Source organism: Galactobacter caseinivorans, assembly GCF_003640665.1.
In the GTDB taxonomy this organism is placed as follows: Bacteria; Actinomycetota; Actinomycetes; order Actinomycetales; family Micrococcaceae; genus Galactobacter; species Galactobacter caseinivorans.
Genome location: NZ_QQXL01000006.1, coordinates 177,225 through 191,640 on the forward strand (window position 1 = coordinate 177,225; position 14,416 = coordinate 191,640).

The 14,416-nt window shown below is 66.6% G+C and carries 11 protein-coding genes; 6 read left to right on the plus strand and 5 right to left on the minus strand.

What is annotated here, in order from left to right; all coding sequences use genetic code 11:
• Window positions 1-34: 34 nt before the first annotated feature.
• From DWQ67_RS10805 to DWQ67_RS10815, 3 genes are all read right to left on the minus strand, one after another.
• Complete coding sequence (locus DWQ67_RS10805; RefSeq protein ID WP_147433680.1) at window positions 35-1,357, minus strand: hypothetical protein; 1,323 nt, start codon at window positions 1,355-1,357, stop codon at window positions 35-37.
• 342 nt (window positions 1,358-1,699) lie between these two features.
• Window positions 1,700-2,953, minus strand: a complete 1,254-nt coding sequence (locus DWQ67_RS10810; protein ID WP_121485616.1) for a hypothetical protein — start codon at window positions 2,951-2,953, stop codon at window positions 1,700-1,702.
• Between the two features lie 321 nt (window positions 2,954-3,274).
• Window positions 3,275-4,522, minus strand: a complete 1,248-nt coding sequence (locus tag DWQ67_RS10815; RefSeq protein ID WP_121485617.1) for a hypothetical protein — start codon at window positions 4,520-4,522, stop codon at window positions 3,275-3,277.
• 288 nt (window positions 4,523-4,810) lie between these two features.
• Between DWQ67_RS10815 and DWQ67_RS10820 the strand changes: the two genes are divergently transcribed.
• A complete protein-coding gene (locus tag DWQ67_RS10820) occupies window positions 4,811-6,064 on the plus strand; it encodes an amidohydrolase family protein (RefSeq protein WP_121485618.1) in 1,254 nt (417 codons plus the stop codon).
• Window positions 6,065-6,143: 79 nt separating this feature from the next.
• Here the strand turns inward: DWQ67_RS10820 and DWQ67_RS10825 are convergent, their stop codons facing one another.
• Window positions 6,144-6,890, minus strand: coding sequence for a helix-turn-helix domain-containing protein (locus tag DWQ67_RS10825; RefSeq protein WP_121485619.1), 747 nt, complete (start codon window positions 6,888-6,890; stop codon window positions 6,144-6,146).
• A 201-nt stretch (window positions 6,891-7,091) separates the two neighbouring features.
• On the opposite strand from DWQ67_RS10825, the gene DWQ67_RS10830 reads away from it, so the two are divergent.
• The 5 genes from DWQ67_RS10830 to DWQ67_RS10850 are packed head-to-tail and all read left to right on the plus strand — an operon-like array spanning window position 7,092 to window position 12,939.
• Window positions 7,092-8,084, plus strand: coding sequence for an ABC transporter substrate-binding protein (locus DWQ67_RS10830; protein ID WP_233556059.1), 993 nt, complete (start codon window positions 7,092-7,094; stop codon window positions 8,082-8,084).
• 55 nt (window positions 8,085-8,139) lie between these two features.
• Window positions 8,140-10,065, plus strand: coding sequence for a siderophore-interacting protein (locus tag DWQ67_RS10835; protein WP_121485621.1), 1,926 nt, complete (start codon window positions 8,140-8,142; stop codon window positions 10,063-10,065).
• Entirely contained in the window at window positions 10,062-11,084 is a 1,023-nt protein-coding gene (locus DWQ67_RS10840; protein WP_121485622.1) for a FecCD family ABC transporter permease, read from the plus strand. Before DWQ67_RS10835 ends, DWQ67_RS10840 begins: the two co-directional genes overlap by 4 nt.
• Window positions 11,078-12,118 carry a FecCD family ABC transporter permease gene (locus DWQ67_RS10845; RefSeq protein WP_121485623.1) on the plus strand — a complete coding sequence of 347 codons (1,041 nt, stop codon included), beginning with the start codon at window positions 11,078-11,080 and terminating at the stop codon, window positions 12,116-12,118. Before DWQ67_RS10840 ends, DWQ67_RS10845 begins: the two co-directional genes overlap by 7 nt.
• Complete coding sequence (locus tag DWQ67_RS10850; RefSeq protein ID WP_233556060.1) at window positions 12,115-12,939, plus strand: ABC transporter ATP-binding protein; 825 nt, start codon at window positions 12,115-12,117, stop codon at window positions 12,937-12,939. The genes DWQ67_RS10845 and DWQ67_RS10850 overlap by 4 nt, the downstream gene beginning before the upstream one ends.
• 61 nt (window positions 12,940-13,000) lie before the next feature.
• On the opposite strand, the gene DWQ67_RS10855 is transcribed toward DWQ67_RS10850, so the two are convergent.
• Window positions 13,001-14,164 carry a hypothetical protein gene (locus DWQ67_RS10855; protein ID WP_121485624.1) on the minus strand — a complete coding sequence of 388 codons (1,164 nt, stop codon included), beginning with the start codon at window positions 14,162-14,164 and terminating at the stop codon, window positions 13,001-13,003.
• Window positions 14,165-14,416 lie beyond the last annotated feature (252 nt).

Here is a 14,416-nt window from a genome sequence, read left to right on the forward strand (position 1 = left end):
GGCTACCGTCCGGCCCGACGCCTGAGAGTTGCGCCTAGCGATTGAGCTCGATGCTCTGCATGGACTCAGCTGAGGCCGGCCCCCCATCGCCGTAAAACCAGGCCACATGTTGGCCATTCACCGCCACGCCCCCGGCCCCCTTGGGTGCTGTCACCGTGCGCACCACGCCTTGGTCCAAGTCGGCAATGAACACTCGACGAGAGCTCACCGTGCCTTCGGGGGGCACATCGCCTCCTGCGGTCCAGGCGACGCGCCCCTCCGAAGCCGACGCAGTCCGAACGTTCATCCCCTTGGGGTTCTTCACCTCCCAAGCCTGGCGAGTACGCAGGTTCACCACCATGGTGTTCTTTCCCCCGTCCTGAGGAAGTGCCAAGCTGTGGCCTGAGGCCGTGAAAGGCTTCAACGTGTCAAAGGTGAATCCCTTCTTTGCCGCGGTCTCAGGGAGATTCAAGAACGGCTCGGCCTTGCCGCCGGAGAGCTTCACAATGCCCGTGTAGCGAGCCCCAGAATCGTGCTCCTTGGAAGGCGCCACCGAGGCCGCGAGCACGCCTTGATCGGTGAGCTGCACTCCAGCGGCATTCCGCGCCTCCAGGCGACTGGCCCCACCCTTGAGGGGCGCGGAGCGCACTTCCAAGCTGGTCAGCCCCTTGCCCACCGAGACCTCCTGCTCCCAATAGACCCGGCCACCGCCGATGACCGCCTTGTTCAAATCACCGGCCCCGTTCGGAAGCTTGACCAGCTTGGTCGCCTTCTTGTTCTTCCCCGGCTCATTGATGCGGAAGACCTGCCCACTCTCCGCGACGAAGTAGATGGTGTTGCCGTCCCGCATCGCCTGGCCGTCACGAGGCAGGCCCTTGGCCAGCTTCTTGGGACCGGCTGTGGTGTACTGCGACCATTCTCCGACATCAATGCTATTGGCCCTGCCGAAGCCCAAGCCGTCCTGAGTGACGCCTTCCAGATAGGATGCGACACCCTGCTTGTGGTCCACCTTTGTGACGTAGTCACTCTTGGGGAGCTCACTGCTCTTGATCTCCTGAGGGCTCACGGCCGCACCGTCGGCCCAGGACCAGTTCAGGCCCGCCTTCTTGGCCCCCGACGCCGTCGAGTCCGTCACCGCAGACCGCGCGGCATCCAAAGCCTGCTCCATCGCGACTACCAACTCACGCGAGGGCCCCTGAGCCGGAACTGCAGCCTGGGCCGGCAAACCCGTGCCCACCGCAAGCCCGCTCATCAGAAGCACAGCGGCAGTGCCTGCACCCAGTCGGCGCAGACCGAAGGCCGCACCACCGGACCGAGCCCGGGAAGCGGCACCACAATCCTGCGTAGAAGAGGTATGGATCGGCTGGTTGCTGAACATGTTTCCTCCTGGCAATAATGCTCGGAATCGTGCTGACAACCACGCCACTGCATCCAACTCACTCACGCTGCTGCGTGATTGCCCGGGCGATTGACTCGCCCTCACCCTCCGAGTCTCACCCGACCACGTGCGCGACCGCAAGGGTTTCCTACAAGTGTTATTTGAACGCGACAGGTCAACGAGGCACCCCCGCCCTATCTTCATCACACCGTTACATCAAGCCGGTTTACCCCGCGCAAACACACCTTGCACAGAGCTAAACCGCCGACATCCCGTACAGAAAGGAGGGCCGGGCCCTAGCCGCGAACGACCAGGGCCCAGCCCTCACTCCACATGCTGCACTCAGCGGTTCAGCGTGATGCCCCGGAAGTAGGAGGGGGCATACGCCTCCCCCGTGCCATACGCCCACGCCACGCTCCGTCCGTTAATTCGCGCGTCCCGCGCCCCAAAGGGAGTCGCCATATTGCGCACCGTTGCCCGGTCCAGATCGGCGATATACACCTGGTTGGAGGTCTCGTCGTCATTGCTGGCGTTCCACGCAATCCGCCCGCCGGAAACCGCGGCCATCTCGCCGCTCATCCCCTTGGAATGCTTGACAGTCCACGCTTCGCTCGTGCGCAGGTTGATCACATTGGCGGCCTTACCCTCTTGCATAGGAAGCACCAAGCTGTGGCCCGAGGCGGTGAACGGCTTCTCGGCACCAGGGGTCTTGTACCCCTTCTTGGCGGCGGAGCCCGAAAGACTCAGGAACGGCTTGGCCTTCCCGCCGGAGAGCTTCACGATGCCGTAGTAGCGCACCTGGTCAGCGGTTGGCTTCACGGACGCCGCGAACACCCCCTGATCTGTGACCTGTACGTCAGAGACGTTCCGCGCTTCTAGTCGGCTGGCCCCACCCTTAAGCGAGGCGGAGCGCACCTCATAGGTGCTCAGATCCTCGCCGGACGAGTCCTTGCCAACCGAGATCTGCTTCTCCCAGTACACACGGCCGTTACCGATGACCGCCCCGCGGGCATCCTTCGAGATTTTGACCAGCTTCGTGGCCTGCTTGTTCTTCCCCGGCTCGTTGATACGGAGAACCTGTCCGTCGTTCCCCACGAAGTAGAGGGTGTCGCCTTCCTGGACCACGTCACCCCACCCGGGCAGGCCCTTGGCCAGCTTGGTGAAGCCGCTCTTGGTGTAATGCGACCAGGTGGTGGCCTCACCATTAACTGTGCCAAAGCCACTGCCATCTGACATCACGCCCATCAGCCAAGAACTAGACCCCTGAGCGCGGTCCATCTTGGTGACGTAATCACTCTTGGAGAGTTTGCCGCTCTTGATCTCCTTGGGCTTCACGGCCTGACCGTTGGCCCAGTGCCACTCGAGGCCAGACGTCTTCGCGGCGGTCACAGCGGGGGCCAGGGCGGCCGACGACGGAGCGGGCGCAGCAGCCTGGGCCGGAAGGCCTGTCCCCACTGCGAGTCCGCTCGCGAGAACGAGGGCGGCGGTGCCGGCACCCAGTCGGCGCAGGCCGGAAGCCGCGCCACCGGACCGAGTCCGGGAAGAGGTGCCACAATCCTGCGTGGAAGAGGTGTGGATCGGCTGATTGCTGAACATGTTTCCTCCTGGCAATGATGCTCGGAATCGTGCTGGCAACTACGCCGGTGCGTGATTGCCCGGGCGTTTCACTCGCCCTCACCCTTCGAGCCTGACCTGCAGGCGTCAGCGAGAACAAGGGGTTTTTACAGCTGTTATTTGAATGTGACAAGCGGCGAGAATCCCGACTGGCCGACGTTCATCACACTGTTACATCAAGCCGGTTTACCCCGTGCAAACCCCTCTTGCACAGAGCTAAACCGCCGGGCACCCCGTGCAGAAAGGAGGGCCGGGCCCTAGCCGCGAACGGCTAGGGCCCGGCCCTCCTTCGGAATGCTGTGTTTAGCGGCGCAGCCAAATGCTCTGCGCGTAGGTGGTGGATCCCAGCTTATTTGTGCTGTAGGTCCAGGCCACACCGCGCCCGTTCACCGCTACGTTATCCACACCCTTGGGTGCAGTGAATGTGCGCACCGCGCCCCGGTCCAGATCGGCGATATACACCTGGGGGGAGGTGTGCTCCTTTTTGCTGGCAGTCCACACCACACGCCCCCCGGAGGCCGACGCGCTGGAGCCTTCAGTCCCCTTGGAGTAGTTCACCGTCCACGCCTGGCGCGTGCGCAGGTTCACCACCGTGGTGCCCTTGCCCGCTTGGGAGGGAAGCGCCAAGCTGTGCCCCGAGGCCGTGAAGGGCACGAACGTCTCAGTGGTGTAGCCCTTCTTTGCGGCGGAGCCCGAAAGGCTCAAGAACGGCTTGGCCTTGCCACCGGAGAGCTTGACGATGCCCGTGTAGCGAAGCTCGCCGGAAGGAAACTTGTAGGGCTTCACGGACGCTGCAAGCACTCCCTGATCTGTGATCTGCACGTTGGAGACGTTGCGCGCCTCCAGGCGGCTTTCCCCGCCCTTCAGCGAGGCGGAGTGGACCTCATAGTTGGTCAGTCCCTTGCCAACCGAGATCTGCTTCTCCCAGTACACACGGCCGTTACCGATGACCGCCGTGCGGGCATTCTTCGGGATTTTGACCAGCTTCGTGGCCTGCTTGTTCTTCCCCGGCTCGTTAATGCGGAAGACCTGTCCGTTGTCCGCCACGAAGTAGAGGGTCTTGCCATCCTGCACCGCCTCACCCAACCGCGGCAGGCCCTTGGCCAGCTTCTTGGTGCCGGCCTTGGTGTAGAGCGACCAGTCGAAGTCGTCATTGTTCGCTGCGCCGAAGCCGAGTCCGTCCTGCGTCACACCGCTCAACCCGGACATCACCCCCTGGCTGTGCTGCACCTTCAGGACGTAATCCTTCTTGGAAAGGCCGGAGGTCTTGATCGTCTTGGGCTTCACGGACTTGCCGTTGGCCCAGTGCCAATCGAGGCTAGACGTCTTCGCAGCGGTCACAGCGGGGGCCAGGGCAGCGGACGACGCCGGGGCGGGCGCCGCGGCCTGGGCCGGAAGACCTGTCCCCACCGCAAGACCAGTCATGAGAACGACGGTGGCGGTGCCGGCACCCAGTCGGCGCAGGCGTGACGCCGCACCACCAGCATGAGTCTGCGCGGCAGTGCCACGGATCGGCGAAGACGAGGGCTGGGACAGCTGAGAAATGGACATATTTCCTCCTGGCAATGAAGCGTGGTTCGTGTTGACAACTTCGCGGCGGCATCACAGTCATTCACACTGCTGCGAGGTTGTCGGGGGGCGACTGAAGCGCCCTCACACAGCAAGTCTTTCGCGCAGTTAACAGACCCCACAAGGGTTATCTCCAAGCGTTATTCGAACGCGATTTGTCCGCCAGGCAACCGTCGCTTTTCCGAGATCACGCCGTTATGTATGGCCCTTTTCTCAGCCTGCGCCCAGCCGACCGACCGCCAACCGTGATTTTTGGTTTACCGTCTGGACATGAACGCTTCCGCCTGGCCCACCTCCCCACCCACCACGGCACTGCAGCTTGATCTGTGGATCCTGAGCACGGTCCGCCCCGCCCTCCCCTGGGGCGCTAACGCCGTCGACCTGGTGATCCAGGGCAGCGCCATCAGTGAGGTGCTGCCCGCTGGGACCGGCGCGGCCGCCCACCCCGGGGCTCGGGTGGAGGACGGCAAAAACCTGCTGGCCCTGCCCGGCCTCATCAACGCCCACGCACACGCGGATAAGTCCTGGTGGGGGCAAGAGTGGGTGTCTTGGGGCGGCGAACCCACCACGCAAGGGCGTATCTCCCACGAGCGTCTGAACCGCGAACGGCTCAGCATTCCCTCCACGCACGGGGCGGAGCTGATTCTGCGCCAGTTCCTGCGACACGGCACCACGGCCACCCGCTCCCATGTGGATGTGGACCTGGGAGTGGGACTGCGCGGCGTGGAGCACGTGCTCACGGCCGCCCAGAACCTGGGTGGCGCCATCGACGTGGAGATCGTGGCGTTCCCGCAGGACGGCGTGATCAGGCGCCCCGGCGTGCTGGCCCTGCTCAACGAGGCAGTCTCCATGGGCGTCAAGAACATCGGCGGGCTGGACCCTGCCACCATTGATCGAGATCCGGTGGCGCAGCTGGATGGACTGTTTCAGATCGCGGAACGCACCGGGGCGGGCATCGACATTCACCTGCATGATCCGCGCGAGCTGGGCGCGTTCCAGCTGGAGCTCATCATTGAACGGACTCTGGCCACCGGAGCGCAGGGGCGCGTGAACATTGCCCACGGATTTGCGCTGGGGGACCTACAGGGAGCCGCCCAGAATGACCTGCTGGAACGTGCCGCGGAGGCCGGGCTGACCTGGACCACCGTGGCACCGGTGCGCACGCAGCCACTGCCGTGGAAGCGGATGCGCGAACTGGGCGTGGGCCTTGGATTGGGCACGGACGGCATTCGCGATCTGTGGAACCCCTTTGGCGACGGCGATTTGCTCAAGATGGCCCTGGGCTTTGCCCGCCTGCACGGCGCCCACCGGGATGAGGACCTGGCGCGGATCGTCGCGCTGGCCACGACCGAGGCGGCCCCGTTTGTGCACCGCACGCAGCATGATCTGAATGCCGGTTCCCGCGCGGACATCGTCCTCCTGGACTCCCAGAACGCCGCGGACGCCCTGGTGCTGACCCCGCGCCGCGAGTTGGTCGTGGCCGGCGGGCGGATCGTGGCACGCGAGGGTGAGCTCACGCTCTGAGCCGGGCGGGCAAGCTAGCGCTCTGAGCCAGGCGGGCAAGCTTGCGCTCTGAGCCGGGCGGGTGAGGCCGCCCGTCGGGTCAGGCGCCCGGACGCGCAGCCGCAAGCCCCAGCTCGGTGAGGGTGTCCGCGTCCACCTCTCGGCGCAGAGCTTTGAGTAGGCCCGAGTGCGTGGCATAGCCCGCCGCCTTGGCCGCCTGCAGGGTGCTGGCCCCACCCCGCAGCCTGGCCAGCGCGAGGTTGAGGCGGGCACGAACGCGCCACTGATGAAAGGACAACCCGGTTTCCGCTTGGAAGATGCGCTGGAGCTGGCGTGCGCTGAAGCCATGCCGGGAGGCAAGTTCCGCCACCGTTTCTGGGGAGAACCGTGCCTGGCGCGCCACGGCCGCGGCCCTGGGGTGCGTGGGCATCACGAGGGCAAAGTGATCCGCGCTCAGGTCTGCAAGGGCGGCGTCCAGCGCATTCCGGAAGCGCTGCACCTCCTCCGCAGTGCCCGGCGCCGCGCCAAGGATCGCGATCATGATCTCGGCAATGGCCGGCACCACGCCCAGCGCCTGAACCCGCGACCCCGGTTGGGAGGCTGGGGATAACAACGGGCCAAGGACCAGGCTTCCCTGGTCGTACTGAGCAGAGTGCGGCACTCCGCTGGCCAGCCACAGCGACTCGCGCGAGTGCAGGATCACGGGCACCCCGTCCACGCGCAGGTGGGCGGTACCCACCACCACGTGAATCAGATGCGGCTCGGCATGGGTATGTTCTGGGTGCCCGGTCATCCTGAGGGCGTTCTCTGGCACCACGTGCCGCAGCTGAGCTGCTTGAAGGCTCATGCCGGTCCCCCTTCAGTGGTGCTGTTGTTCCTTGGTGCGGCGTTCGCAGGCGCGGCCACACCCTGTCAGTGACCGATCCGTACGCAGATGATGTCACATTTGGAACACCATGCCACAGTGAAGGAACTAGCTTAGGTTTGCCTTCACTAACGCGGACACTCCGCCCGTCTCCCCCGAGGACCCATGCAGACTCGTCATCCCTTGAAATCCCTGCTCGTTGTGCTCGGCGCAGCGGCCCTGGCCCTCTCCGGCTGCGCGGCCCCGTCCGGCTCCGGCGACACCTCGTCCGCCGCCTCTTCGGAGGGAGCCGCACAGACGCACGTCGTCAAGACCGATCTGGGGGAGGTCAAGGTGCCCACCGCCCCCAAGCGCGTGGTGGTGCTGAACTACGCCCTGGCCGGCTACCTGTACGACCTGGACGCCCCCGTCACCGCCGTCACCACGGAGTCCACGGACTCGCCCAAGGAGCCGGCCGAGTTCTGGAAGGACGAGGCGAATGAGCAGGGCACCCAGTACCTGAACTGGAGCGCGGACGGCTTTGACCTGGAGGCCATCCTGGCCCAGAAGCCGGATCTGATCATCGCCGGCGGCCTGGGATTCCCCCAGGCCCAGGCGCAGAAGGCCTACAAGCAGCTCAGCGACATGGCCCCCACCGTGGTGGTTTCCGGGAAGTTCACCACGTGGGAGCAGCAGTACAAGTTCCTCGCGACGGACGTCTTTGCCAAGCCGCAGGTGTTCCAGGACGCCAAGACCGCCTATGACAACCGCGTCAAGGAGGTCAAGTCAAGGATCACCGCCCCCAAGGGCAAGACCTCCTTTGTGACCTTCACCGGCGAGCTGGCTCCCTTTGTCCTCATCGAGGATCAGGGCCTGCCGCAGATGTTTACCCAGCTGGGCTTTGACGTGGACCCGCTCTTCGCCACCGGCAAGTACAAGCCCTACACCGCGGGCGGGGACATGTTTGAGCTCTCCACCGAGCAGGTGGGTCAGGTCATGAAGCAGGAGAACCTCTTCGTCATGGGCTTCAACGGGCCTACCGTTGACCTGGCGACCCTGAAGAAGCAGCCGCTCTGGGCCGCACTTCCCGCTTTCAAGACCGATGCGGTGCACGAGCTGCCGTATTGGTCCCTGCGCGGGGACTACGACGAGACCATGGCCATCCTGGATACGGTGGAGAAGGACTTCGCCAAGTGATCCGGGGGCGGAGCCAGCGACAGGGAATGTGGGTTAACGCGTGAGTCTGCGCGACATGAAGGTGCATCCGATTGTGTTGCGCCGACTCGAGGTGGCCCACGTGACCCACCTGAACCCGCGCGCGTTGCGCGTCACGCTGACGGGCCAGGAGCTTGGCCCGTTCAGCCGCGACGGCATCCACCTGCCTGGCTTCGCCTCCCCCGGTTTTGACGACCACGTCAAGCTGGTCTTTAACGCGCAAGGCCCCGTGGAGGAGGCCCTGCCCCTCCAGCTGGACGGCGGCATCGAATGGACGCGCGCGCCGGGTCGCCAGACCAGGGATTACACGCCGCGCGCCCTGCGCCAGGAGCCGGATGGTTCGTGGCGCCTTGACCTGGACTTTGTGCTCCATGCTGACGCAGAGTCCGGGTCCGGCCCGGCCGAACGCTGGGCCCGCACCGCACGACCGGGGGATCCGCTGTGGATCGTGGGCCCCAAATCCTCCACGAATCTGCCCCAGGAGACCGAAGCGGTCATCCTGCTGGCAGATGAGACGGGCCTGCCTGCGGTGGCCCGCTTCTTTGACGATCCCCCCAGCGCCGCCCCGGTCCACGCCATCCTGACGGTCGCCACCGAGGAGGCGCGGCAGGAGTTAGCCGTGCGTGAGCAGGACACGGTGACGTGGATTCTTGCCGCGCCGGGCCACCCCACCGCGCTGGTGGACGCGGTGCGCGGCATGCAGGATTCCGTCTGGGAACGCCGCGTCTACGTCTGGGGAGGCGCGGAGAGCCGCGCGCTGCTGCCCGTGCGCCGCTACCTCAGCAAGGTCCGCGCCGTGCCTCGCAGCAGCGTGGACCTCACGGGATACTGGCACGCTGAACAGCACGACGGCGTTCCGGCCGTCCCGGCCCCTGCCCGCGTCTCCGGGTCGGCATCTGCTTCAACGTCGGTTTCAGCTTCGGAGCAGGGTCAGGGTCAGGGTTCAGTTTCTGGTCAGCAGGGCGGCGCAACCGCCGTCAGCACCCAGGCGACGACGCCCGCGCCGGGCCCCGAACTGCAGTCGCCGGTGCGATGGTTGGCTGTGCGCGCGGCGCTACGCCTTGGCCTGCTCGAAGCGCTGGAGGACCACGAGGCCTCCTCCGCGCAGGACCTGGCCACCCGCTTGAAGGTGAGGGCGGATGCGCTGGAGGGGCTGCTGCCCGTCCTGTTCTCCTGCGGCCTGATCACGCAGGGCCCCGCGGGATACGCGCTGGCGGATTTCGGCACGGAGCTCCTGGCGGATGAGCACGCAGCGGATGAGTTTGTTGGCCTGGAGGCGGACGCGATGCTGAGCCTGGCCTGCCTCCCGGATGCACTCACCTCAGACACACCGGCGTGGACCACGGCCCATGGGAGCAGCGTGGCCCAGCAAGCGCGGCAGGATCCAGAGATCGCTGAGGAGCTCACGGAGGCCACCCTTGGCCTGCAGTTCCTGGCTCCCTCGCTGGCTGCCCTCCCCGTCTTCACCCGCTCCCACGTGGACGTGGCGGGGCCCGGCGCAGAGGCGGTCAACGCCGCGGTGACCGCAGAGCTGGGCCAGCACCCGGGGCGCCGTGAGCTGGGACAGCCCTGGCCGCCCTCCCCCTCACAACTCGCACCCACAGCCTCACCCTTACCCCCTGATCGGAACGCCGGCGCTGGCAGCACCGACCCAGGGCGTGCCTTGGTGCTTGTTCACGCCCTTGGCCACCTCTCCGACGCAGAGGCCACCCTGGCCTTGCGCGCCGCCGCGGGATACCACGAGGTGGTGGTCATCGAATCGACTCGGCCGGACGCCCTCAGCCCCACCGCAGCAGAAAGTGCGCTACTGACCGTGGCCCTCACGGGAACAGCGCCACGTCCCGCTCCCGCCGTCCAGCACCTTGCCGCTACCGCGGGACTGCAAGCCAACGGCGTCGCGCAGGTGGGGTGGGGCAGGGAAGCGCTGACCTTTGTCCCGGCCCCGCTGGGCGGGCGGGCGTGAGCCCCGGCAAGGGCTCCACCCTTCAGCTCACCGGCCGCCTGACCGGGCTGCTGGGGATCGGCACTTTGCTGCTCCTCAGCGTGCTGCTGAGCGTCAGTGTGGGCAGCGCCATGCTGGACCTACCCACGGTGCTGAGCGCGCTGTTTTCCCCGGATGGATCCATCGCCAGCGTGACCGTGGCAGAGGTCAGGGTCCCCCGCACCGTGCTCGCGCTCATCATCGGCGCGGCGCTGGGCATTGCCGGGGGCCTGATGCAGGCCATGACCAACAACCCGCTCGCCGATCCTGGGCTGCTCGGGATCAACGCCGGCGCCTCCTTCGCGGTGGCCGTGGGGATTGGCGTCTTTGGCATCAGCTCCATCGGCACCTCCGTCTGGTGGTCCATGGGCGGCACCGTGGTGGCCGCCGTGCTGCTGTACCTCGTGGCGACCCGCGGGCCCATCGGCGCCACGCCGGTTCGCCTCACGCTGGTGGGCGCCGCGCTCAGCGCCGTCTTCACCGGTGCCTCCATGGCGCTGACCTACCTGAACCCCATGACCTTTGAACGCATGCGCTTTTGGCTCGTGGGATCCGTGACAGACCGCCCCGTGGGAACCATCGAGCACGTGGGATGGTTTGTGCTGGCCGGCCTCCTGTTGGCCGTGTGGTGCGTGAGGGGGCTGAACGCGCTGGCCTTGGGGGACGACGTCGCTCGGTCGCTCGGCGTGAACGTGGTGCTGACGCGGGTGCTTGTCCTTGGCGCGATCGTGCTGTTGTGCGGCGCGGCCACCGCGGCGGCCGGACCCATTGTTTTTGTTGGGCTCATGATTCCCCACCTGGCTAGGCGCCTCTTTGGCCCGGACCAACGCTGGATCATGGCCGCCTCCATGCTGCTGGCGCCGTTGCTGGTTCTCGTGGCTGACCTGGTGGGGCGCTTCATCGTGTGGCCTGCCGAACTGCGCGTCGGCATCGTCACGGCCCTGGTGGGGGCGCCGGTGCTGATCGCCATGGTGCGGGGCACCAAGAAGGAGTCATGGTGAGGGCGGAGGCCGCGACCGCCGTGCTGCGGCTGGGAAAGTTCAGCGTGGTGGTGCGCCGCCGTGCTCTCATCTGTTGCGCGCTGCTGGCCGTGGGCGTGCTGGCGGCTCTGGCGTTCTCCCTGGTGCTTGGACCCGGCGGAACGCAGTGGGGCTCCCTGCTGTACGGCGCCAGCGAGCGGGCCTCCACCACGGAGGCCCTGGTCTTTGAATGGCGACTGTCGCGGGCGCTTGCCGCGGCCCTGTTCGGCGCCTGCCTTGGCCTCAGCGGAGCCATCTTCCAGACCATCACGCACAATCCGCTGGGCAGCCCGGACGTGCTTGGACTCAATGCCGGGGCCTATGCCGGGGTGGTCGGCGTCCTCGCGATCGGGGCCAGCGGGTACGCCGCCGTGGCGGCCGGCGCAGTGACAGGATCGGTAGTGGCGGCCTTGAGCATCTACGTGCTGGCCTTCAACCGTGGCATCACCGGCTTCCGGATGGTGATTGTTGGCATCGCGGTGAGCGCACTGCTGACGGCCCTGACCAGCTGGTTCAGCGTCAAGGCGGAGCTGGATGATGCCATGCAGGCCGCGATTTGGGGCGCGGGAACGCTCTACGGGATGACCTGGGCCACGCTGGTGCCCCCAGCCCTGGTGGCGCTGGTCCTGCTCACCACGTGTGTACCCCTGGGCCGCTGGCTACCACAGCTGGACATCGGTGACAGCATCGCCGCCGGCACCGGCATGCGCGTGGAGCCCATCAAGCTGGTCCTGGTCCTGATCGGGGCGGCCTTCACAGCGGTGGTGACGGCGGTGGCCGGCCCCATTTCCTTTGTGGCCCTGGCCGCCCCACAGATTGCCCGGAGGATCACGGGCGGGCATCGCGGGACCGGCGTGGCAGGCCCGGCTCTGGTCGGGGCGCTGTTGCTCTCCGTCGCGGATCTCTTGGCGCAGTACCTGATTCCGGACGTGAAGTTGCCGGTCGGCGCCGTCACCGTGGTGCTGGGCGGCGGCTACCTGGTGTGGTTGTTGGCAAGAGAAGGGAAAAGATCATGAGCTTGACCAAGCAACCGGCCACCGGGGAGGCCATGCTCAGCGCCCACCGCATCACGGTGGGCTACGGATCTGCCCCCGTTCTGACGGACCTGGACGTGAGCATCCCCTCCGGGAGCTTCACCGCGGTGATTGGGCCCAACGCGTGCGGCAAATCCACCCTGCTCAAGGCCCTGTCACGCCTGCTGCCGCTGGGCGGGGGCAGCGTGCACCTGGCCGGCCGGGACGCCAAGGGTTTTAAGGCCAAGGAGTGGGCCAAGCGGGTGGCCATGCTGCCCCAATCCCCCGTGACCCCGGAGGCCATCACTGTGCGGGACCTGGTGTTGCGCGGGCGCTACGCCCACCAGGGGCTTCTGCGCAGCTACTCGCGTGAGGACGAACGCGCGGTGGAATCCGCGATGGCCAGCGCCGGCGTGGAGCTGCTGGCCGGTCGCCGGGTGGATGAGCTCTCTGGTGGGCAACGCCAACGCGTGTGGATTGCCCTGGTCCTGGCGCAGGAGTCAGAGGTGTTGCTCCTGGATGAGCCCACCACCTTCCTTGATCTGTCCCACCAGGTGGAGGTGCTTGAGCTCGCCGCAGAGCTGGCCCATCAAGGACGAACGGTGGTGGCCGTGCTGCACGAGATTGGCCTGGCGGCCCGCTACGCCGACCACCTCATCGCTATGAAGGCGGGCGCGGTGGTGGCGCAGGGCACGCCCAAAGAGGTGGTCACGGCGCAGCTCCTCCGGGACGTCTTTGACTTGGAGGCCGCCATCATCTCGGATCCGGACAACGGCGCACCCGTGGTGCTTCCCCGCACCGTGGTTCACCGAGCCTCCAAATGAACTGAGCCGCCAAGTGAACTGAGCCGCCAGCGCGTGGGTGTCTGGGCGCCGGCGCCTCTGATCAGCGCAGGAGCGCGCCGACGGCAGTGTTGCGGGCATCGCGGCCCATGGAACCCACGGCGCGGCCGTTGGCGAAGACCGCGTCCACGACCTGGCCGGTGGCGACGGAGCGCAGCGCGCCCTTCTTGACGTCCAGGGCGTAGAGCGACTTGCTTGCACCGCGGCCCTGGTACACATCGTTGGGCGTCCAGGCCACCACGCCGTTGCCTGCGGCGGCCGCGCCGGAGGCAAAGCGGTACGCCTTGTGCGTGCGCAGATCCAGCACCAGTGCGGGCCCGCCCACCTTGTTGATCACCAAGGTATTGCCCTGGCCGGAAGTCACGATGAGCCCGCGGCTCACGCCGGCCTTGGTGGTGGAGTCGTTGTACTTGAGCACGCGGGTGGCCTTGCCGCAGGAGAGCTTCACGATGCCCCGGAAGGTCGCCGCGTCCTGATCCGCAGCTCCCCCGCCGCGCTGGGTGGCGTAAACGCCCTTGGAGGTGAAGACGGGGTTGACCACGTCCTTGCCCTCGGTCCGCGTTGCCCCGCCTGCCACCGGCATGGACATCACGTTCTGGTGCACGGAGGTGACGCTGGCGCGCTGGGTCCAGAAGAGTCGCCCGCCCTGCACACCGGCGTAGCTGCGCTTCAGCGCGGCCTTGCCGGGGATCTTGCCCAGTTTGGTGGGCTTCTTACCCACTCCCTTGCCGCGGTAGAGGACGTCTGCGCCCTTGACCGACGCCACGGCGTAGACCGTACCTTCGGAGACAAACACGAAGGAGGCGCCCTTGAGCCCGGCCATGTACGTCTTGGCTCCGGTCTTGGTCGCCACCTTCACCGCGCCGCGGTCCAGCCCCACGAGCTGACCGGAGGCGGTGGTGGCGGTCTCCACAAAAGTGCGCGACGTCGAGTGCTTCACCTTGAGCCACCCCGCACCTCCCAGCGCCTTGGCCTGGGAGGCCCCCAGGGTCTTGGCCTTCACCGCTCCGCCGCCGGCCCAGGACCAGCCGGTGGAGACAGTCTTGGTCGCGGTCTTGGCGGAGGCGGCGGGAGCGGCCTTCACTCCAACAGACCTGGCCTGGGCGCCGGGCAAGCTGACCCCCGTCAGAATCAGGCCGGTGGCGGCTGCGATGGCGGCGCCACGGATCATGAAGGACGGGGATTTGGGCGAGCGGGCGCTGAACATGTTTTCTCCTGGATTTCAAACGCATATCTTGCTGACAACAACGCGCGCGCGGCACATTTATGCGCTGCATGTGGCTGTTCGTCGTGGCGGCTAGGGCGCCCCCACATCCATGAGTCTTCTCCCCTAGAACACGGGCCACAAGGACCGCGCGCAACCGTGATCCTAACGCCGCACACCCGAGACCCATCCGTCGCCTTGCCGTGACCACAGCGTGATGATGACCCGCATTTTATGGCGCGGAGCACACCGAGC